16 protein-coding genes are annotated in these 20616 nt (G+C 62.9%); 7 read left to right on the top strand and 9 right to left on the bottom strand.

Features of this window, described 5'->3' with window-relative positions:
- Nucleotides 1-29 precede the first annotated feature (29 nt).
- Entirely contained in the window at nucleotides 30-482 is a 453-nt protein-coding gene (locus tag AC27VQ_RS05825) for an Lrp/AsnC family transcriptional regulator (protein ID WP_488715542.1), read from the top strand.
- 78 nt (nucleotides 483-560) lie between these two features.
- Here AC27VQ_RS05825 and AC27VQ_RS05820 read toward each other — a convergent pair whose 3' ends face one another.
- The 3 genes from AC27VQ_RS05820 to AC27VQ_RS05810 all read right to left on the bottom strand — a co-directional run bounded on the left by AC27VQ_RS05820 (nucleotide 561) and on the right by AC27VQ_RS05810 (nucleotide 4805).
- Entirely contained in the window at nucleotides 561-3086 is a 2526-nt protein-coding gene (locus tag AC27VQ_RS05820; RefSeq protein WP_488715541.1) for a methyl-accepting chemotaxis protein, read from the bottom strand.
- A 237-nt stretch (nucleotides 3087-3323) separates the two neighbouring features.
- Complete coding sequence (locus tag AC27VQ_RS05815; RefSeq protein WP_421594324.1) at nucleotides 3324-3461, bottom strand: hypothetical protein; 138 nt, start codon at nucleotides 3459-3461, stop codon at nucleotides 3324-3326.
- Nucleotides 3462-3623: 162 nt separating this feature from the next.
- Nucleotides 3624-4805, bottom strand: coding sequence for a BaiN/RdsA family NAD(P)/FAD-dependent oxidoreductase (locus AC27VQ_RS05810; protein ID WP_488715540.1), 1182 nt, complete (start codon nucleotides 4803-4805; stop codon nucleotides 3624-3626).
- A gap of 168 nt (nucleotides 4806-4973) precedes the next feature.
- Here AC27VQ_RS05810 and AC27VQ_RS05805 point away from each other — a divergent pair, with 168 nt between their 5' ends.
- The 5 genes from AC27VQ_RS05805 (at nucleotide 4974) to edd (ending at nucleotide 12012) form a co-directional block, all read left to right on the top strand.
- Nucleotides 4974-6413, top strand: a complete 1440-nt coding sequence (locus tag AC27VQ_RS05805; protein ID WP_313523651.1) for a glutamine synthetase family protein — start codon at nucleotides 4974-4976, stop codon at nucleotides 6411-6413.
- Between the two features lie 98 nt (nucleotides 6414-6511).
- Complete coding sequence (locus tag AC27VQ_RS05800; protein WP_488715539.1) at nucleotides 6512-7795, top strand: NAD(P)/FAD-dependent oxidoreductase; 1284 nt, start codon at nucleotides 6512-6514, stop codon at nucleotides 7793-7795.
- Nucleotides 7796-7890: 95 nt separating this feature from the next.
- Nucleotides 7891-9363, top strand: coding sequence for a glucose-6-phosphate dehydrogenase (gene zwf / locus AC27VQ_RS05795; RefSeq protein WP_488715538.1), 1473 nt, complete (start codon nucleotides 7891-7893; stop codon nucleotides 9361-9363).
- 9 nt (nucleotides 9364-9372) lie between these two features.
- Nucleotides 9373-10071 carry a 6-phosphogluconolactonase gene (gene pgl, locus AC27VQ_RS05790; RefSeq protein ID WP_488715537.1) on the top strand — a complete coding sequence of 233 codons (699 nt, stop codon included), beginning with the start codon at nucleotides 9373-9375 and terminating at the stop codon, nucleotides 10069-10071.
- Nucleotides 10072-10191: 120 nt separating this feature from the next.
- The gene (gene edd / locus AC27VQ_RS05785; protein WP_488715536.1) at nucleotides 10192-12012 is read left to right on the top strand and encodes a phosphogluconate dehydratase; all 1821 of its coding nucleotides are present in this window, start codon (nucleotides 10192-10194) and stop codon (nucleotides 12010-12012) included.
- A gap of 197 nt (nucleotides 12013-12209) precedes the next feature.
- On the opposite strand, the gene AC27VQ_RS05780 is transcribed toward edd, so the two are convergent.
- From AC27VQ_RS05780 to AC27VQ_RS05755, 6 genes are all read right to left on the bottom strand, one after another.
- Nucleotides 12210-12620: a hypothetical protein gene (locus AC27VQ_RS05780; RefSeq protein ID WP_488715535.1), complete on the bottom strand. Its 411-nt coding sequence runs from the start codon at nucleotides 12618-12620 to the stop codon at nucleotides 12210-12212.
- A 103-nt stretch (nucleotides 12621-12723) separates the two neighbouring features.
- The gene (locus AC27VQ_RS05775; protein WP_488715534.1) at nucleotides 12724-13815 is read right to left on the bottom strand and encodes an ABC transporter ATP-binding protein; all 1092 of its coding nucleotides are present in this window, start codon (nucleotides 13813-13815) and stop codon (nucleotides 12724-12726) included.
- 29 nt (nucleotides 13816-13844) lie between these two features.
- On the bottom strand, nucleotides 13845-15500 hold the full coding sequence (bglA, locus tag AC27VQ_RS05770; RefSeq protein WP_488715533.1) for a beta-galactosidase BglA: 1656 nt from the start codon (nucleotides 15498-15500) through the stop codon (nucleotides 13845-13847).
- A 79-nt stretch (nucleotides 15501-15579) separates the two neighbouring features.
- Nucleotides 15580-16725 carry a carbohydrate ABC transporter permease gene (locus AC27VQ_RS05765; protein ID WP_488715532.1) on the bottom strand — a complete coding sequence of 382 codons (1146 nt, stop codon included), beginning with the start codon at nucleotides 16723-16725 and terminating at the stop codon, nucleotides 15580-15582.
- A 1-nt stretch (nucleotide 16726) separates the two neighbouring features.
- Nucleotides 16727-17734: a carbohydrate ABC transporter permease gene (locus AC27VQ_RS05760; protein WP_488715531.1), complete on the bottom strand. Its 1008-nt coding sequence runs from the start codon at nucleotides 17732-17734 to the stop codon at nucleotides 16727-16729.
- Between the two features lie 163 nt (nucleotides 17735-17897).
- Nucleotides 17898-19238, bottom strand: a complete 1341-nt coding sequence (locus tag AC27VQ_RS05755; RefSeq protein WP_488715573.1) for an ABC transporter substrate-binding protein — start codon at nucleotides 19236-19238, stop codon at nucleotides 17898-17900.
- Nucleotides 19239-19564: 326 nt separating this feature from the next.
- On the opposite strand from AC27VQ_RS05755, the gene AC27VQ_RS05750 reads away from it, so the two are divergent.
- Complete coding sequence (locus AC27VQ_RS05750; protein ID WP_488715530.1) at nucleotides 19565-20593, top strand: LacI family DNA-binding transcriptional regulator; 1029 nt, start codon at nucleotides 19565-19567, stop codon at nucleotides 20591-20593.
- Nucleotides 20594-20616: the final 23 nt, after the last annotated feature.

Genomic DNA, 20616 nt, shown 5'->3' with positions numbered 1-20616 from the left:
AAGATCGGTCAGCCGGATATTCTCGGTCCATGGACCGCATCGACAAGAAGCTTCTGAACCTCCTGCAACGCGATGCGTCGCGCACCAATGTCGATCTCGCCTATGCAGTGGGACTGTCGCCCTCGAGCTGCCTGCGCCGCACGCAGCGGCTCCGAAAATCCGGTGTGATCGAGCGTATCGTCGCGATCCTCAATCCGACCAAGGCGGGCCGCACGATCAAGGCGCTGGTCACGGTGGAACTGAAGCTGCACGGCGAGCAGCATATGCGCCGCTTCCTGGATATCGCCATTGCAGAGGAGGCCGTTTCGCAGGCCTATGCCGTCACCGGCGAGACCGACGTCGTGCTCATGCTGCGCCTGCGCGACATGGAAGAATATGCGCCACTGTGCGACCGGCTGTTCAGCGACGATAACAACGTTGCCAGGTTTTTCACCATGGTGGTCATCCGCACGGCGAAAGAGGAAACCGCCATCCGGCTTTGACGGGATCCTGCGAACAAAAGAAAACCCCGGCGCGCTTTCTACGCGCCGGGGCTCTGCATTCGATCCGAATAACGGCACTCAGGCCGCGCGATAAACCGCCGCGTGTTCGTCGGCCTCCAGGCGGAACTGCTCGACCAGCATCATCAGCGTGTCGGCATCGCCGGCAAGCTTGCGGCTGGCGGTGGTCGTGAGATCCACCATCGAGGCGTTCTGCTGGGTCATCTGGTCCATCTGGTTGACGGAACCATTGACCTCCTGAAGGGCGGCCGCCTGGTCGCGGCTCGCCGTCGCCATCATATCCACATGCTGGCTTACGGTGACGATCTGCTGGCTGATCGAAGCGAGCACCGAACCCGTCTCCTGCACGAGGTGCGAACCGGCGCTGACCTCGCTCGTCGACTTCTCGATCAGGCCCTTGATCTCGCGGGCGGCACTGGCCGAACGCTGGGCAAGCTCGCGCACTTCCTGCGCCACGACGGCAAAGCCCTTGCCGGCCTCGCCTGCCCGTGCCGCTTCAATACCGGCGTTGAGGGCAAGCAGATTGGTCTGGAAGGCGATGTCGTCGATGACCTCGATTATCTGCTCGATTTGGCGCGAGGCGCCCTCGATGCGGCCCATGGCGGCAATCGCGTTGTTGACGACGGAGGCGGAACTGTCGGCGCTGCGCTTGGTGGCGCCGACGACGACATTGGCTTCATGCGCCCGCTCGGCGGAGGAGCGCACGGTCACGGTGATCTGCTCGACGGCGGCGGCGGTCTCCTCCAGCGAGGAGGCCTGCGCTTCGGTGCGCTTGGAGAGCGCATCGGCCGATTGCAGCATATCGTTGCCGCTGCGCTGGATCGACAGCGCATTGGAGCGAATCTGGCCGAGCGTGTCCTGAAGGCGTTCGAGCGAGACGTTGAAGTCCTGGCGCAGCTGTTCGAGACGGCCGGTAAACGGCGTATCGATCTGGCGCGACAGGTCGCCCTGGGCGAGACGGCCGAGGCCGGCGGCAAGTGCGTTCACCGCGAAGTCGATCTGCCGGTCGAGCGCTTGCTTTTCCGCATCGTTGCGGCTGCGTTCGGCTTCCGCCTCGGCGCGCTGCTGCTCGCTTTCGGTTTCGACACGGATTTTCGACAGGGCGTTTTCCTTGAACACGCCGAGCGCGCGGGCCATGTCGCCGATTTCGTCGGCGCGGCCTTCGCCTGATATGCCGGTGTCGAGGAAACCATCGGCCAGGCGGCGCATCGCACCGGTGATCTGGCCGATCGGGCCTTTCAGCGTCAGCACCAGCGCGATACCGGCCAGCACGGCGATCGCCGCGCCGATGACGGTCGCAAGAACCGAGACCTGGTTGGCCTTTTCCCGTTCCGTGCCGGCGCTGGTCTTCTGTTCCTCGGCAAACTGGCTGAGCAGGTTCCAGATGGAATCGATGGACATGCCGGCGGCGTCGAAGTCGGCATTACGCTGGGCGCTGATCTTCACCAGCGCATCGCTGTCGGCCTGGATGCGCTCCAGCACCGGGGTCAGCGTCTCGTCGACCGTGTCGAAGAACGGCAGGCCGCTCGCCGTGCCGCGCAGGCCCTTGATGTCGATCTGCAGCATAGAGAGGTTGCCGAGCAGCTTGACGCGGTTGTCGTCCGAGGTCTGGCCGAGGAAACGCACGGCGGCAACTTCGATATCGTCGATCGACGAGACCAGCTTGCGCGTGGAGGCGAGAACCGCCTCGGACTTGATGATCGGCTCGTCGAGCTCGCCGAAGATGCGGGTCGCTTCGCGCATCTTTTCGGCGGCGGCCCCCTGCATCTGAATGGTGACCTGGCGGAAGCGGTTCACGCGGCGCGCGATTTCCGGCACCGTGACGGAAGCGGGCTCCGACGAGGACAGGAAGCCGCTCAGTTCATCGATCGTGTTGCGGATGGTGATGGAGACGACCTTCTGGTTCTTTGGCAGGATGGTCGCGATGGAGCGCTCGGTCTTCGAAATGAAGGGGAAACGCTCCTTGATGACCTTCAGCTGGTCATCAGGCGTGGCGCCGCGGCTGAATTCCGAGAGCAGGTCGCCGAAGAACTTGCTGGCCGTCGTCAGGCGCTCGGCTTCACGCAGCATGCTCTTTGCGGCGTTCTCGTTCTGCCGCACGGTGCGCTGCAGCTTCGTCGCCTCGTCGAGGATCTTGACCTGCTCGCTGGACAGCGTGCTGAGATTCTTGCTCATCTTGTCGTGCAGCTTGTTCTCGTTGACATAGAGCAGCCAAAGGCCGTCCATGCGCGCCTCGATGTCCTTGGTCTGCTTCTGGGCATCCAGGAGCTTGGAGGCATCGACGTCGGGCGTCAGGCCGTCCATCGTCTGGCGAAGAAGGGATACCTGCGCCTTCAGCCGCTCGTTGACCGCATCGCGGGTCTCTTCGCTGGTGTTTTGAAGGAACCGGTTCATGCCGGCATAGACGTCCTTGAAGCCGCTCAGCGACTGGAGAACGCTGTTGGAAATTTCCATGCGGCCCTGAAGCAGGCCGGAGGCATAAAGCCCCGTAAAGCCCACGGCGCAGATCGAGAGCACGAAGGGCAGAATGAAGACCAGAACCTTCGTCTGGATTTTGAAGCGTGCGAGAATGCGATCAATAAACATTGGCGGAACATCCGTTGTCGGCGTGCTCCACCCCTGCCCCTTTTTAGGGCCTCCCCAGGATTCGGACGCCGGATTACCGACTTCATGCGGCCGCAATGCCGCGTATCCGGGGGAGCAGTCATTGCATGCCGCAGGCATCCATAATGGGACGCGGCTTCCGGAACCCTATGCGGGGATCATCGGCGGCAATCTTTAAAATTCCATCACCAATTTCAACCGATTTATGACGGTCGGAATTCAGAGGGCAGCGACGGCAAGGACAGCGACGAGAACGGCGGCAAGCGCGCAGTTGATGCCGATCGCAACGAGGCGGCGGCGGCTTTCTTCGGCGGCGGCAATGGCGATGGCGCGGGCAGGACGGCGTCTTTCAGACATGCGGCGATACTCCGTTACGCGAGAACAGATACCCGGATGATCCGGCCAGCCGGCCCACATCATGTTGTCTCCCGAAGGCGGGAAACGCCGACATTCCGGCAGCATCGACCGCGAGGTCTTAACGGGCGGTAAAGACCGTATCGCTATTCCTGCGTCGCAGGCTCAGGCATCCAGGCCCGCCGCATGGCCGGACGCCCAGGCCCACTGGAAATTGTAGCCGCCGAGCCAGCCGGTCACATCCACAGCCTCGCCCACGAAGTAGAGCCCCGGCACCGTCTTCGCCGCCATGCTGCGGGAATCGAGCGCTGCCGTATCGACGCCGCCGAGCGTGACTTCCGCCGTGCGATAACCTTCCGAGCCCGGCGGACGGAAACGCCAGTCGCGCAGCTTCTGCACGAGCGCCTCGATGCGTTTTCCCGGCTGCTCGGCAAGCGTCCCATCGATGCCGAGATCGCTGACGAGAAGCTGCGCCAGCTTCTTCGGGATATGGTCGGCGAGCACCGTTTGCACCGCCTGCCGGCCGTTCTGCTTGCGAGCGGCGGCAATGACGGCGGCGAAGTCGAGATCGGGGCGGATGTGCAGCGAGATCTCCTCGCCTTCGCGCCAATAGGAGGAAATTTGCAGGATGGCGGGGCCGCTGAGGCCGCGATGGGTGAAGAGGGCCGCTTCCGCAAATTCCGTCTTGCCGTGGCGGGCGATGACATCCACGGCAACGCCGGGCAGGCCTTCATGCGCGGCAAGCGTCGCCGGATCGAGCATCAGCGGCACCAGGCCTGCGCGGGTTTCCGTCACCGGGAGGCCGAACTGTTCGGCGACACGGTAGGCGAAACCCGTCGCGCCCATTTTCGGGATCGACTTGCCGCCGGTGGCAATCACCAGCGAGGCCGCCTCGATGAGGCCGTGCTCCGTGGCGATGCGGAAGGAATGGCCGTCATGGGCGATGTCGGTGATGGCGGTCGAAAGGCGAAGCTCCGCGCCTGCCGCCTTCATCTCGGCAAGCAGCATGGCGATGATGTCCTTCGCCGAGTTGTCGCAGAACAGCTGGCCAAGGGTCTTTTCGTGCCAGGCTATGCGGTGGCGCTCGACGAGATCGAGGAAATCGCGCGGCGTGTAGCGGGCGAGCGCCGATTTGGCGAAATGCGGGTTGGCCGACAAGAAATTCTTCGGGCCGGCATGGATGTTGGTGAAGTTGCAGCGCCCGCCGCCGGAGATGCGGATTTTCTCACCGGGCGCCTTCGCATGGTCGAGCACAAGCACGCGGCGACCCCGCCTGCCTGCTTCGATTGCGCACATCATGCCTGCCGCGCCTGCCCCGATAATGACGACGTCCCGTCGTTCTGCCACGTCCAAAATCCCCGTTCGCCTTTCCTTTCTGCTCTCGCGCCAGAAAGTCAATCGGGACAGGAAAAACAAAAAATACCGCAAAAATCGCGTTTTCTACCCCCCGGGGGGAGCTAGTAAAGGGTTTAACTCTGTCTATGATGGCGCCATCGTCAACAAACCCGGTGTGTCATGCCGTCCAAAAAGAAAGTCGTTACCCCTACAATCGAGAAAGCCGTACGCTCTGGAAAAGTACCTCCCTCCATCAGCGTGCCACGAGGGGTAAAGACCTGGAAGGACGCCGCAGACTGGCTTCGGGCCCGCGGTATCGAGGATATCGAATGCATCACGCCTGATCTTGCAGGCGTCCCGCGCGGGAAGATGATGCCGTCGTCGAAATTCACCTCGAACACCTCGCTGGCGCTGCCTTCCGCCCTCTACCGCCACACGATTTCGGGCGACTACCCGGAAGAAACCGGCAATTTCCGCTACGAGCCGCGCGACAGCGACCTGAAGCTCCTGCCGGATCTTTCCACGCTGTCCGTCGTGCCGTGGGAAACCGATCCGACCGCGCAGGTCATCTGCGACATCGTCGGCTCGACGGGCGAAAGCGTGCCCTATACGCCGCGCAACGTTCTGAAGAACGTCGTGAAGATGTATAGCGACCGCGGCTGGAAACCGGTCGTGGCCCCTGAGATCGAGTTCTATCTCGTCGCGATGAACGAGGACCCGGACTATCCGCTGCATCCGCCGAAGGGCCGGTCCGGCCGCGCCATCCAGGGCGGCCAGGGCTATTCCATCGCAGGGATCAACGAGTTCGACGAACTGATCGACGACATCTACCACTTCTCGGAAAAGCAGGGTCTCGAGATCGACACCCTGATCCACGAAGAGGGTCCGGCACAGCTCGAAATCAACCTGCGCCACGGCGATCCGGTGGAACTGGCCGACCAGGTGTTCCTGTTCAAGCGCACGATCCGCGAGGCGGCGCTCAAACACGGCATCTATGCCACCTTCATGGCCAAGCCCATGCAGGGCCAGGCGGGATCGGCGATGCACATCCACCAGTCGGTGGTGGAGATCGAGACGGGCAAGAACGTCTTCTCCAATCCGGACGGATCGGCTTCGAAGGAGTTCTTCCACTTCATCGGCGGCATGCAGGCCTATGTGCCGAAGACGCTTGTCATGATGGCGCCCTATGTGAACTCCTATCGCCGCCTGACGCCCGAAATGTCGGCGCCGGTCAACAATGCCTGGGGTTACGACAACCGCACCACCGCTTTCCGCATCCCGGTTTCGGATGCCGCAGCGCGGCGCGTCGAGAACCGTCTGCCGGGATCGGATGCCAATCCGTATCTCGCGCTCGCGGCCTCGCTCGGCTGCGGCCTGCTCGGCATCATGAACCAGATCGAGCCGAGCCCGCCGACGGAAGACACCGCCAACGAAGGGTCGATCGACCTGCCACGCGGCCTTCTCGAAGCCGTCTCGCTGCTGGAATCGGATCCGGCCCTTGCGGAGGTTCTGAGCGCGGAGTTCATCGGGCTCTATGCCGGCGTCAAGCGCGGCGAGTTCGAGACCTTCATGCAGGTGATCAGTCCCTGGGAGCGCGAGTTCCTGCTGCTCAACGTCTGAGCAATCACGCGGTCCGGGCCGCTGAAACGATCAGTCCCTGAGAAGCGGCCGGCGCCCCGGCGCGCCGCCGCACCCTCCTGACCGAATGAGTGTGTGCTATGCCCTGGCAAAGCCCGATTTCCCCCGGCGTCTCCTGGTATGAGGCCAGTGTCGGCGACCGTCCCGAATATGCCCCGCTCGACGGCTCCGTCGAGACCGATGTCGCCATTGTCGGCGGTGGTTTCACCGGCCTGCAGGCCGCCTACAATCTCGCGAAGAAGGGCGTGCGCGTCACGCTCATCGAGGCGCATCGCTTCGGCGACGGCGCGTCCGGCCGAAACGGTGGCCAGCTCGGCACCGGCCAGCGCTCCGATGCGGAGACGCTTGAGGCCGAACTCGGCTATGAACGCGCCAAGGCGCTGTTCGATCTCGCGGAAAATGCCAAGCAGCATATCCACGACTTCGCCGCCGCGCAGAAGCTCGAGATCGACTACGTGCCCGGCCAGCTCAATGTCAGCCACAAGGCGAGCTACGAAAAGGACTTCCGCGACCATATCGAGATCGCCGCGACGCGCTTCGGCTACAAGCATCTGAGCTATATGGACCGCACAGAGACCGAACAGCGCGTCGGCTCGAAGCGCTTCTTCTTCGGCATGCGCGACACCGGCACCGGCCATATCCACCCGATGAAGCTCCTGGTCGGCGTTGCCCGCGCGGCACAGGCGGCCGGCGCCAGCCTGCATGAAAAGACCCCTGCCCTGAAGATCGACCGGACGGGCGGCAAGGCCGTGATAACCACTGCTAAGGGCACGATCCGCGCCGACAAGGCCTTGATCTGCTGCAATGCCTATATCGGCGACCTCGAGCCGAAGACGGCGGCGCATGTCATGCCGATCCGCTCCTTCATCGGCGCGACTGTGCCGCTCGACAAGTTTCCCTCGATCATTCCCGGTGGCGAAGCGATTGCCGATACGCGTTTCGTCGTGCGCTATTTCCGCAAGACCCGCGACGGTCGCCTGCTGTTCGGCGGTCGCGAGGCCTATTCGGAAAATCTCGACGACATGACACCGCCCATTCGCCGGCAGATCGAGGAGGTCTATCCGGAGCTGAAGGGCATCGAACTCACCCATGCCTGGGGCGGCTCCGTCGGCATCACCATGCCGCGCAAGCCCTATGTCCGCGAGGTGATGCCCGGCATTACGACGATCGGCGGCTATTCCGGCCATGGCGTCATGCTGTCAAACTATTGTGGCAAGCTCTATGCCGAGGACGTGACCGGCGGCAGCCCGGAACTCGACCAGCTGAAGGCTCTGAAAATCCCGGCCTTCCCGGGCGGTTCGCGGTTCCGTTCGCCCCTTCTGTTCCTCGCCATGACATGGTACGCGCTGCGCGACAGGCTTTGATCGACACGGAACATCGATTTTGTTGCGTTGCACGCTGGTGTTTTTAAATCGATTAGATTATAACGCCCGGCAACAGAACGAGATCGAGATATCCGATGAGCAGCCAGATCATTCCTGTTGAACCCTTCGACTATGTCGTCTTCGGCGGAACCGGCGACCTTGCGGAACGCAAGCTTCTTCCGGCCCTCTACCACCGCCAGCTCGACGGCCAGCTCTCCGACCCGACGCGCATCATCGGCGCGTCGCGTACGGCCTTCACGGATGCGGAATACCGCAAGTTCGCCGTCGACGCGCTGAAGGAGCACCTGAAGCCCGGCGAATTCGAGGACGAACAGGTCAAGACCTTCTGCGACCGGCTGTTCTATGTCGCCGTCGATGCCAAATCCGACGCCGGCTGGGATAAGCTGAAAGAGCTGCTCGATGAGGGCAAGGACCGCGTGCGCGCCTTCTATCTCGCCGTCGCACCGGCGATCTTCGGCGACATCTCGGAGAAGATCCGCGACCATAAGCTGATCACCAAGCAGACCCGCATCGTCGTCGAAAAGCCGATCGGCCGCGACCTCGCCTCCGCCGATGCGCTGAACAACACGATCGGCAAGGTGTTCCGCGAAGAACAGATCTTCCGCATCGACCACTATCTCGGCAAGGAGACGGTGCAGAACCTGATGGCGCTGCGCTTTGCCAATGCGCTCTACGAGCCGCTGTGGAACTCCGCCCATATCGACCACGTGCAGATCACGGTAGCCGAATCCGTCGGTCTCGAAAGCCGCGCCGGCTATTACGACAAGGCCGGGGCGCTGCGCGACATGGTGCAGAACCACATTCTCCAGCTGCTCTGCCTTGTCGCGATGGAAGTGCCCTCCTCCATGGACGCCGAAGCCGTGCGCGACGAAAAGCTGAAGGTGCTGCGCGCGCTGAAGCCGATCGACCAGTACAATGTCGAGCGCCTGACGGTGCGCGGCCAGTATCGTGCCGGTGCTTCGGCTGGCGGCCCCGTCAAGGGCTACCTCGAAGAGCTGGAGGGCGGCGTCTCCAACACGGAAACCTTCGTCGGCATCAAGGCCGAGATCGGCAACTGGCGCTGGGCGGGCGTGCCCTTCTACATCCGCACGGGCAAGCGGCTTGCTGCGCGCATGTCGGAGATCGTCATCACCTTCAAGCCGATCCCGCATTCGATCTTCGATCCCACCGCGGGCCGCATCGAGGCCAACCAGCTGATCATCCGCCTCCAGCCGGACGAAGGCGTCAAGCAGTCGCTGATGATCAAGGACCCCGGTCCCGGCGGCATGCGGCTGCGCAACGTCTCGCTCGACATGAGCTTCGCGGAAGCCTTCGACGCCCGCAACGCCGACGCCTACGAGCGCCTGCTGCTCGACGTCGTCAGGAATAACCAGACACTCTTCATGCGCCGCGACGAAGTGGAAGCCGCATGGCGCTGGGTCGACCCGATCCTGAAGGCCTGGGAAGCGACCGGCCAGCAGGCACAGGGCTACACCGCCGGTACCTGGGGTCCGAGCCAGTCGATCGCGCTGATCGAGCGCGACGGCCGCACCTGGCATGAAGCGTAAGGAATTGCCATGAGCGCGAGACTGCATGAATTCAAGGACGGCGCCGATCTGGCCGAAGGCCTGGCGGACACGGTGTCCGCCGCGCTTGCCGAGGCCATCGCGGCCCGCGGCAAGGCGACCATCGCGGTCTCCGGCGGTTCGACCCCGAAGGCCTTCTTCAAGGCACTGTCCAGCCGCGACATCGATTGGGCGAAGGTGACGGTCACGCTGGTCGACGAGCGCTTCGTGCCGGCCGACAATCCGCGCTCCAACCATCTGCTGGTTGCCGACAATCTGCTTCAGGACGAGGCGAAGGCCGCAGGCTTCCTGCCCCTCTACCGGCACGCCGACAGCGCGGAAGAGGCAGCAAAGATCGTCTCGGCGGATGCCGAATACCTCGGCGCACCCTTCGACGTCGCGATCCTCGGCATGGGAACGGACGGCCACACGGCTTCGTTCTTCCCGGGCGGCAACAATCTCGAAGAGGCCATCTCGGCCGAGACGCCGCGCGGCGTGATCACCATGGAGGCAGAAGGTGCCGGTGAAACCCGCCTTACCTTCACCTTCGCCAGCCTTCAGGATGCCCGCCTTCTGGTGCTGCATATCGAAGGCCAGGGCAAGAAGGACGTTCTGGCCGCCGCGGAAGCGGACGGCCCTGAAACCGACATGCCGATCCGCGCCATTCTCCGGCGCGCGGCAACGCCGGTCGATATCTACTGGGCGCCCTAGAGCGTCCAGCCGGCTGAAGCCGAACATGCCGGCGCGTGGCGCCGTTCAACCGCGGATGGCGCAGCACTCCCGCCCGCTTTACCGTGCAAAAATGCAATCGAGGAAGTCAGGATAGCTCCCATGTCCGCCGACAAACGCATCGAAGCCATCACCGCCCGTATCGTCGAACGCTCCAAGCCGCACCGCGAGCCCTATCTCGGCCGCGTCCGCGCCGCCATCTCCAAGGGTGTGCACCGCTCGACCCTCTCCTGCGGCAACCTCGCGCACGGCTTTGCCGTCTGTTCCCCCGCCGAGAAGGACGCGCTCGCCGGCGACCGCGTCCCGAACCTCGGCATCATCACCTCCTACAACGACATGCTCTCGGCCCATCAGCCCTTCGAGACCTACCCGGCGCTCATCCGTGACGCCGCGCGGGAAGCGGGCGGCGTGGCGCAGGTGGCGGGCGGCGTGCCGGCCATGTGCGACGGCGTCACTCAGGGCCAGCCAGGCATGGAACTCTCGCTGTTCTCACGCGACCTGATCGCCATGGCGGCCGGCGTGGGCCTGTCGCACAACATGTTCGATTCGGTCGTCTATCTCGGCGTCTGCGACAAGATCGTGCCCGGGCTTACGATTGCAGCCCTGACCTTCGGCCACCTGCCCGCCGTGTTCATTCCCGCCGGCCCGATGACATCGGGCCTGCCGAACGACGAGAAGGCGCGCGTGCGCCAGCTTTTCGCCGAAGGCAAGGTCGGGCGGGCCGAACTGTTGGAAGCCGAGTCAAAATCCTATCACGGCCCCGGCACCTGCACCTTCTACGGCACGGCGAACTCCAACCAGATGCTGATGGAGATCATGGGCTTCCACATGCCCGGCGCCTCCTTCATCAATCCCGGCACGCCGCTGCGCGACGCGCTGACCAAGGAAGCCGCCAGGCGGGCGCTCGCCATCACCGCGCAGGGCAACGAATTCACGCCGGCCGGCGAGATGATCGATGAACGCTCCGTCGTCAACGGCGTCGTCGGCCTGCATGCCACGGGTGGTTCGACCAACCACACGCTGCACCTCATCGCCATGGCGCGCGCCGCCGGCATCGTGCTGACATGGCAGGATATTTCCGAGCTGTCCGACGTCGTGCCGCTGCTCGCCCGCGTCTATCCGAACGGCCTTGCCGACGTGAACCATTTCCACGCCGCAGGCGGCATGGGCTTCCTGATCCAGGAACTCCTGAAGACCGGCATGCTGCATGACGACGTGCGCACGGTCTACGGCCAGGGCCTCAAGGCCTATACGGTCGATGCCAGGCTCGGCGAGAACGGCGCGGTCGTGCGCGAACAATCGCCGAAGGTCAGCCACGATCCGAAGGTGCTCGCCAGCATCGAGACGCCCTTCCAGCCGACCGGCGGCCTCAAGATGCTGACAGGCAATATCGGCAAGGCGGTCATCAAGATCTCCGCCGTCAAGCCGGAGCGCCATGTCATCGAAGCCCCGGCAAAGGTCTTTCACGACCAGCTCGAGCTCAACACCGCCTTCAAGGCCGGCGAACTGACCGGCGATTTCATCGCCGTCGTGCGCTTCCAGGGACCGAAATCGAACGGCATGCCGGAGTTGCACAAGCTCACCACCGTGCTCGGCATTTTGCAGGATCGCGGCCAGCGTGTGGCGCTGCTCACCGACGGGCGCATGTCCGGCGCCTCCGGCAAGGTGCCAGCCGCCATCCATGTCACGCCCGAAGCAGTCGATAACGGCCCGATCGGCCGCATCCGCAACGGCGACACGATCCGGCTGGATGCCGCCCATGGCACGATCGAGGTTCTCGTGGACGCCGCCGAATTTTCCGCCCGCCCGCAGGCGACCGCCGATCTCTCGGGCAACGAATTCGGCATGGGCCGCGAGCTCTTCGCCGCCTTCCGCGCCATTGCCGGACCGGCGGATCACGGCGCGAGCGTGCTTTTCGCTTGAGCAGCGTCTCCTTCGGGCAGGCCTGAACCACAAACTCAACGTCATCCTCGGCCTTGAGCCGAGGATCCACGGCCACAGGTGGTGGCGTGCGCTTGGATGGATGCTCGGGTCAAGCCCGAGCATGACGGAGGAGAGGTCGCGCCAAGTTCGGCAACCGGCAGACATAAGAAGAGGGGCGTTTCGCCCCTCTTTTTGTATCAGCTGTAGATATCCAGCGTCCGGCCCTGATGGTTGCGGTGCGCCGAATAGACGAAGATTCGCTGCAGGTCCTTGTCGGAGAGCAGACGCAGGAAGCGGGCCTCGACCACGTCGTTGGGATAGACGCGCTGCGTCAGGCAGCCGATCATCGGCAGGCGGGCACTCACGATATCCAGATAGAAATTGCGCGGCAGCTGGAACTTCGTCGTCATCGTGATGACGGCGCCGCTGCGCGACAGCTTGACGATCAGGCCCCGGCGGGACACGAGATTCATCAGGCCACCGTTCTCGGTGAACTCGATGCGCGCCTCGTTACAAGTGTCCTCCATCGGGAAACTCTTTTCCCGATCGTACATGAAGGACTCTTCCTTATTCAGATAGTTGTTACGCGGTACTTGACCCATGCCCATTTTGCCTGCCCCCGGCACTCTCAAATTTCGGAAAAAGGGTAAGGAGCAAGACTTAACATCGGGTTGAGCGGCAGGCCTAAAATCCTGCCGCCCGGGTGCGAAATCAAACGGCGCGGTAGCTCTGCCCGGCCGCATTGAACAGGTGCAGCTTGGCCCTGTCAGCCGTGAAGCGCACCTTCTCGCCACGCTTGACGTCGAGGATGCCGGGGATCTTGGCGATGATCGGCTCGTTCTGCACGAGGCCGTCAATATAGAGCAGCGTTACCTCGCCGAGCGCCTCGACGATCGACACCGTGCCCTCGAAGAGGAAGTCGTCGCCGGTAGAGATCTGGAGGTCCTCAGGCCGCACGCCGAAACTTGCGGTCTTGCCGACTTCCGAGGCCGCCGTCGGGATATCGACGTTGGAAATCCGGCCGCCCGTCAGTTCCAGCGCGGTCGATGCACCCGCCGCGGTGATCTTCGCCGGGATGATGTTCATGGCCGGCGAGCCGATGAAGCGGGCGACGAAGAGATTGGCAGGACGCTCGTAGAGTTCCAATGGCGGGCCGACCTGCTCGATATGGCCGGCCGAGAGCACGACGATGCGGTCGGCGAGCGTCATCGCCTCGACCTGGTCGTGCGTCACATAGATCATCGTCGTGTCGGCCATCTGCTCGTTGAGCTTGGCGATCTCGATGCGGGTGGCGACACGCAACGCCGCATCGAGGTTCGACAAGGGCTCGTCGAACAGGAAGACCTTCGGGTTGCGGCAGATGGCGCGGCCGATGGCGACGCGCTGGCGCTGGCCGCCCGAGAGCGCCTTGGGCAGGCGGTCGAGATACTTCGTGAGCTGGAGGATTTCGCCGGCCGAGCGCACGCGACGGTCGATCTCCTCCTTGCTCTCGCCGGCGATCCGCATGCCGAAGGCCATGTTGTCGTAAACCGTCATGTGCGGGTAGAGCGCGTAGGACTGGAACACCATGGCGATGCCGCGCTTGGAGGGCGGCACGTCGTTGACGCGTTCGCCGTCGATCGTCATGTCGCCGCCGGTGATCTCCTCCAGACCGGCGATCATGCGCAGCAGCGTCGATTTCCCGCAGCCGGACGGGCCGACGAAGACGATGAACTCGCCCTGCTTGATATCGAGATCGATGCCGTGGATCACATCCACCGCGCCGTAGGACTTGCGGATATCCTTGAGAACCAGCCCTGTCATGCTCTTACCTCCCCAATAGTTTTGACCGATCAAGAAAAGCGGGCGAAGAAGCCGCTCCAGGCCGGAAGTTCGATAGTTTCCTCATGCATGATGCTGCCGAAGCCATGGCCTTCTAGCACCTCCAGCTGGCCCGCCGGAAGATCGGCGAGGCGGGCGATCGGGCTCATGTTGAAAGCGCAGAAAACCTTCTCATTGCCGTGCGTACGCACGAAGGAGAGGATGGCGCCTTCGGCCGACTGGAATTCGATCTCGCCCTTGACCAGCGCCACATGCTCCTTGCGGAAGGCCAGGAACCGGCGGTAGTGCGCGAGCACCGAGGCCGCGTCGCCCTCCTGCACATTGACGGCGCGCTCCAGATGGACGTCGGGAACGGGAAGCCACGGCTTACCAAGGCTGAAGCCGCCGGATTGTTTGTCGCTCTCCCAGACCATGGGCGTGCGGCAACCGTCACGGCCCTTGAAATCCGGCCAGAACTGAATGCCGTAGGGATCCTGAAGGTCCTCATAGGCGAGCTCGGCCTCCGGCAGCGCCAATTCCTCGCCCTGATAGATGCAGACGGAGCCGCGGAGCGACATCAGGAGGCTGGCGAGCAGCTTGGCATGGGCCTCGTGATCGGTGACGGCGTTGCCCCAGCGAGTGACATGGCGCATCACGTCATGGTTCGAGAAAGCCCAGCAGACCCAGCCCTCGGGAGCCGCCTTTTCCAGCGCGCGCTGGGTATCGGCCACGAAGGCCGGCGTCAGCGGATCGGGCGCCAGGAATTCGAAGGCATAGCACATGTGCATCTTGTCGCCGCCGGACGTGTATTCGCCGGCGATCTCCAGACCGCGCTGGCTGTCGCCCACCTCGCCCACGGCGGCAATCGCCGGGAACTCTTCCATGACGGCGCGGAAGCGCTTCAGGAATTCCAGATTCTCCGGCTGGTTCTTGTCATAGAGATGTTCCTGATAGTTATAGGGGTTCACGGCCGGCGCCGTCTGCGCATTGCGCCGCTCGGGGGCGAGCGACGGGTTGTCGCGCAGTTCCTTGTCGTGGAAATAGAAATTGATCGTGTCGAGGCGGAAGCCGTCGACGCCGCGCTCCAGCCAGAAGCGCGCGACCGAGAGCAGCGCGTCCTGGACTTCCGGATTGTGCAGGTTCAGGTCCGGCTGCGAGGTCAAAAAGTTGTGCATATAATATTGCAGGCGCGTCGGATCCCACTGCCAGGCGGAACCCCCGAAGATCGACAGCCAGTTGTTCGGCGGCGTACCGTCGGGCTTCGAGTCGGACCAGACATACCAGTCCGCCTTGGGATTGGTGCGGCGCGAGCGGCTTTCGACGAACCACGGATGCTTGTCGGAGGTGTGCGACAGGACGAGATCGATCATGACGCGAATGTTGAGGCGGTGCGCCTCGGCGATCAGCGCATCGAAATCGGCCAGTTCGCCGAAGATCGGGTCGACATCCTGGTAGTCCGAGACGTCGTAGCCGAAATCCTTCATCGGCGAGGTGAAGAACGGCGAAATCCAGATCGCATCCGCACCCAGCGAGGCGACATGGGCAAGCCGCTCGGTGATGCCCTTGAGGTCGCCGATGCCGTCACCATTGGTATCCTGGAACGAGCGCGGATAGATCTGGTAGATCACCGCGCCGCGCCACCAGTCCTTGTCCGGAATGAGAAGGGTGGAATCCGACGTCGTCGTCATTCTGGTATTTCCTGTTTTACTTTGTTTTATGCAATTCCGGACGCAAAACCGCTTCACACTTTGGCTGGAATTGCTTTCATTAACCGCCCTTGACCGAACCCGACAGCAAGCCGCGCACGAGATAGCGTTGCAGGCTGAAGAACACAATGAGGGGTACGATGATGGTGATGAAGGCGGAGGCCGTGAGGATTTCCCAGTTGCCGCCGCGCGAACCGAGCAGGTTCACCAGACGCCCGGTCAGCACCAGTTCGTCATTGCCCGTGCCGAGGAAGACCATGGCGACGAGCAGGTCGTTCCAGGTCCACAGGAACTGGAAGATGGAGAACGAGGCGAGTGCGGGAAAGGAGAGCGGCAGGATGATCTTCACGAAGATATCGAAATCGGACGCGCCATCGACACGGGCGGATTCCAGGATTTCGCGCGGCAGGCCGGCCATATAGTTGCGCAAGAGATAGACCGCAAGCGGCAGACCGAAGCCCATATGGGCAAGCCATATGCCGACATAGGTTTTCGCGGGCACCCCGAAGAAGGCGCCGACGCCGTTATAGAGCTTCAGGAGCGGGATCAGCGACATCTGCAACGGCACGACGAGCAGGCCGACGATGACGGCAATCAGGATCGCCCGGCCGGGGAACGGCATCCAGGCCAGCGCATAGGCGCAGAAGGCGGCAACGAGGATCGGGATGATCGTCGAGGGGATCGCCACCGTCAGCGAGTTGATGAAGGAGGAGCCGATGCCGGCGGCGTTCAGCACTTCGCGATAGTTGTCGAGCGTGAAGCGCGGCGGTACGGAGGCCGTGTAAAAGATGCGCTGGCCGCGCGTGCCTTCCATCTTGGTCGGCGAGACGATCTGGTAGCTGCCGTCCTCATTGACGGTCAGCGTCTGGCCGTCACCCAGATCGGCGGGCTTGCCGGCTTCGAAGGCGGACGGCTGCAACGGACGCACGCCGAAGGCCGAGACCTTGGCAGTGTTGCCTTCGAGGAGCTTGCCCTCAATGACGAATTTGCCGTCCTTCTCGACCTGCACTTCAGGCGAAGCGGCGCGGCCGGTGAGGTTCTGCGAGGAGGTGGACAGTGCCGTCCACCAGCCGGAGACGGCGAGTTGATCCTTATCGCGCAGCGACGAGATCAGAAGGCCGGCGGTCGGCAGCGTCCAGAGCGCGACGAGCAGCAGGACGGAAATATGGACGACGATGATGAGCGGCGAACGGGCGGAAGCAATCATCTCAGCGCTCCATTTCCTTGGTGGCGTTGCGGATGTTCCAGATCATGATCGGAATGACCAGGATCATGATGACGACGGCAATGGACGCGCCGCGCCCGAAATCGCCGCCGCCGCGGAACATCCAGTCGAACATCAGGTTCGCCAGAACCTGCGTCTGCCATTGCCCGTTGGTCATGGCGAGCACGATGTCGAAGACCTTGAGGACGAGGATGGTGATTGTCGTCCAGACCACGGCGATCGTGCCCCAGATCTGCGGCACCATGATCTTGAAGAAGATCTGCATGCCGTTCGCGCCATCGATGACGGCCGCCTCGATGGTTTCCTCGGGAATGCCGCGCAGCGCCGCCGAGAGGATGACCATGGCGAAACCGGTCTGGATCCAGATCAGGATGACCATCAGGAAGAAATTGTTCCAGAAGGGAATGGTCATCCACGCCTCGGGCTGGCCGCCCATGGCGACCACGACGGCGTTGAGGATGCCGATCTGTTCGGAGCCTTCCGAGCGATAGTCGTAAACGAATTTCCAGATGACGGCGGCGCCGACGAAGGAGATCGCCATCGGCATGAAGATCAGGGTTTTCGCGATATTGCCCCACCAGATGCGGTCGGTCAGCGCCGCGATGACGAGCCCGAAGAAGGTGGAAAGTGCGGGCACCACGAGGAGCCAGAGGAAATTGTTGAAGATCGACTGGCGGAACTCGCCGTCGTTGAACATCCAGATGAAATTGCTGAAGCCGACGAACTGCTGGCCGGAGCGATCATGGAAGGCGAGCCGGACGGATTCGAAGACCGGATAGACGAGGTAGATGGCGAGCGCGAACAGCGCCGGCGCCATGAACAGCCAGGGCCTGACGGCATTGGTGATGCGCAGGTTCTGCGATGCCTGCGCGCCCGTCAGCCCCTTGGAGGGGAAAATCTTGTCGAGCAGCCAGTTCGTTCCGAAGAAATAGGCGGCACAGGCGAGTACGCCCCCCACCATCGTGAGAATGGCAAATAACAATTGCTGCATGGCAGTTCCTCCCCAGGAATGCTTCCCCGACGCTCTTTTCCACGCGCAATCCGGACCTTGAGAGGCACAAGGGGCGCTCACGCGGTTTGCACCGCATGGTCCGGCTGCATGTGGGCATGCTTGGGAAAACCGGCGGACGGACGCCCGCCGGTTTGCCAGGATGTTACTTGATGGCGTCCCAGGCCTTCTGGACACCGCCGGCGACATCGGCCGCGGACTTGCCGCCGACGAAGTCGACCATGCCCGTCCAGAACGCGCCCGCGCCGATCTTGCCCGGCATCAGGTCGGAACCGTCGAAACGGAAGGTCGTCGAGTTCAGCAGGATTTCACCCTGCTTCTTCATCGGACCGTTGGCATAGGCTTCCTTGTTGGCGCTCTTGTAGGGCGTCAGGAAGCTCGTCTGCGCCATCCAGACTTCATGGGCGATCGGCGTCTTCAGGAATTCGATGAAGGCGCGCGAAGCCGGGGTGTCCTTGGTGATCATGGCAAGCGTGCCGGCACCGAGAACCGGGTTGCCGAGTTCCGGCTTGCTGGCATAGGGCGGCATGTAGAAGAAGTCCGCATCCTCGCCCACGACCGTGCCCTCAGGGAAGAAGGACGGGATGAACGATGCCTGGTGGTGCAGGTAGCACTTCGGCGGCGAGGCGAAGAGGCCCTTCGGGCTGTCACGGAAGTCGGTGGAGGCAACGGCAGCCGCGCCGCCATCGACGAACTTGTCGTTCTTGGCGAACCAGCCGAATTCATCCAGCGCGCTGATCACAGCCGGATCGTTGAACGGGATCTCGTTCTTCACCCACTTGTCGTAGGTCTCGGGCGATGCCGTGCGCAGCATCAGGTCTTCGACCCAGTCGGTTGCCGGCCAGCCGGTGGCGCCACCCGAACCGAGGCCGATGCACCACGGGGTGCCACCGTCGGCGACGATTTTTTCCGTCAGCGCCTTAAGGTCTTCCATGGTCTTCGGCACTTCGTAGCCGGCATCTTCGAAGTTTTCCGGCACGTACCAGACGAGCGACTTCACGTCGATCTTGTAGGGGAAGGCATAGAGCGCGGCAGTGCCGTCCTTGCCCTTGTAGGTCGAGAGATCGACCCAGGACTGGCCGGCGGCGTAATTGTCGAGAAGCCACTTCTGGGTCTCCTCGCCGAGCGGCGTCAGGTAACCCTTGGACGCGAGGTCGGCGATCAGGCCCGGCTGCGGGAGGATGGCGACATCAGGCGGGCTGCCGGCCTGGGTGTCGATGACGATCTGCTGTTCGTAGTTTTCCGAGGAGGAGTATTTCAGGTCAACGCCCGTCGCTTCGACGAAATAGGCATAGACGTTCTTGAAGAGCGCCTCGTCCTCGCCGCGCCAGGGGCCGAAGATCGTCAGCGTCTGGCCCTTGAGGTCATGGCCCTTCTTGAAATCTTCAAAGCTCTGCCAGTTGAATTTCGAATCCTCGCCGGGCTTGAACTTCAAATCGGCAGCAGCAGCGCCGCCCGCCATCAGAAGTGCCAGCGCAGCCGTCATCAGCAATGTCTTTTTCACGTGATTTGCCTCCCATAGCAAACCCGCCCTCCCGGGGCAGGCATTCTCTAAAATACCCCAAAATTCAAAGCGCTTTGGATTTCCTTTCATCCCATTTCCCCCTCACCCTCGTCAAGTACCCCCAAATCATTTCAAACAAAAACGCCGTGTCTGACGCAGTGCAGCGTAGTTTTGCGCCGCAAAATGACCAAATCCGCTTTTCCTGAAGGAATTGCTGATGTTAGATGTCAAAACGCTTTGGGAACAATATGGGGAATATCAACGCACAATCTCCAAAGCGCTTTTAATGTTTCAAGAAAGCTAAGCATGTGAATCTCAAGCAGTTATCGCAATTGCTGGGTCTGTCGCAGACAACCGTCAGCAGGGCGCTGAACGGCTATCCGGAAGTCAATGCCGAGACGCGCCAGCGGGTTCTCGATGCCGTCCGGGAGACAGGCTACCGCCCCAACCGGGCCGCGCAGCGGCTTGCAACGGGCCGCGCCGGCTCGATCGGCCTCGTCATGCCGACCGCCGACGGCATCGAGTCCGACGTGCATTTCGGCGAGTTCCTCGCCGGCCTCGGCGACGAGGCGGTCAAGCACGACTTCCACTTCGTCATCAATCCAAGCCACCCGGAAGACGAGGTCGCCACCTGCCGCCGGCTGGTGGCCAGCGGCAATGTCGATGCGCTGTTCCTTGCCTATATGCGCGAGAAGGATCCGCGCATCGCCATGATGAAGTCGCTGAAGACGCCCTTCGTCGTGCATGGCCGCTCGATGGGCATCGCGACGGACTACCCCTATCTCGATATCGACAATACGGGCGCTTTCTACGACGCCGCGCGGCTACTCGCGCAGCTCGGCCACCGGCACATCGCCCTCATCAACGGCCCCGACTATCTCACCTTCTCCAAGCGTCGGACGAAGGGCACGGTGCGGGCGCTGGCCGAACACGGCCTCGTGCTGCGCGACGAATGCAATTCCAATTCGCAGATGACCGACGAGCACGGGTTTCGCGCGATGGAACGCTTCCTGAAGCTCGATACTCCGCCGACGGCGGTGCTGTGTTCCAGTACGGTTCTGGCGCTCGGCGCGGTGCGGGCGATCAACCAGGCGGAGCTGAAGCTCGGCTCGGACATCTCCCTGATCGCCCATGACGACGTGCTGCCGATGCTGAAGCCGGAGAATTTCATGGTCCCGCTGACGACGACGCGCTCATCGCTGCGCGCCGCCGGCCAGCGTATCGCGCGAAGGCTGATCGCCGATATTCTTCAATTGGAGACCTTGCCGCAGCAGGAGCTCTGGAAGACCGATCTGATCGTGCGTGCCTCGACCGGCCCTGCCCCCACGGGCAAATAAAAAGGCGCCCCGCGGGGCGCCTT

This window comes from Shinella sp. 20P9.1.1, assembly GCF_057798995.1.
Note: the sequence above shows the minus strand (reverse complement) of the source record. Positions and strands in the feature narration are given on the sequence as shown.

Bases quoted from the DNA above. Each gene is read 5' to 3' on its own strand.
- zwf (WP_488715538.1), top strand. From the start codon at position 7,891: ATGAGCAGCCAGATCATTCCTGTTGAACCCTTCGACTATGTCGTCTTC.
- bglA (WP_488715533.1), bottom strand. From the start codon at position 15,500: ATGACGACGACGTCGGATTCCACCCTTCTCATTCCGGACAAGGACTGG.
- AC27VQ_RS05775 (WP_488715534.1), bottom strand. From the start codon at position 13,815: ATGACAGGGCTGGTTCTCAAGGATATCCGCAAGTCCTACGGCGCGGTG.
- AC27VQ_RS05825 (WP_488715542.1), top strand. From the start codon at position 30: ATGGACCGCATCGACAAGAAGCTTCTGAACCTCCTGCAACGCGATGCG.
- AC27VQ_RS05765 (WP_488715532.1), bottom strand. From the start codon at position 16,725: ATGATTGCTTCCGCCCGTTCGCCGCTCATCATCGTCGTCCATATTTCC.
- AC27VQ_RS05755 (WP_488715573.1), bottom strand. From the start codon at position 19,238: ATGACGGCTGCGCTGGCACTTCTGATGGCGGGCGGCGCTGCTGCTGCC.
- AC27VQ_RS05815 (WP_421594324.1), bottom strand. From the start codon at position 3,461: ATGTCTGAAAGACGCCGTCCTGCCCGCGCCATCGCCATTGCCGCCGCC.
- pgl (WP_488715537.1), top strand. From the start codon at position 9,373: ATGAGCGCGAGACTGCATGAATTCAAGGACGGCGCCGATCTGGCCGAA.
- AC27VQ_RS05800 (WP_488715539.1), top strand. From the start codon at position 6,512: ATGCCCTGGCAAAGCCCGATTTCCCCCGGCGTCTCCTGGTATGAGGCC.
- edd (WP_488715536.1), top strand. From the start codon at position 10,192: ATGTCCGCCGACAAACGCATCGAAGCCATCACCGCCCGTATCGTCGAA.
- AC27VQ_RS05820 (WP_488715541.1), bottom strand. From the start codon at position 3,086: ATGTTTATTGATCGCATTCTCGCACGCTTCAAAATCCAGACGAAGGTT.
- AC27VQ_RS05805 (WP_313523651.1), top strand. From the start codon at position 4,974: ATGCCGTCCAAAAAGAAAGTCGTTACCCCTACAATCGAGAAAGCCGTA.
- AC27VQ_RS05780 (WP_488715535.1), bottom strand. From the start codon at position 12,620: ATGGGCATGGGTCAAGTACCGCGTAACAACTATCTGAATAAGGAAGAG.
- AC27VQ_RS05760 (WP_488715531.1), bottom strand. From the start codon at position 17,734: ATGCAGCAATTGTTATTTGCCATTCTCACGATGGTGGGGGGCGTACTC.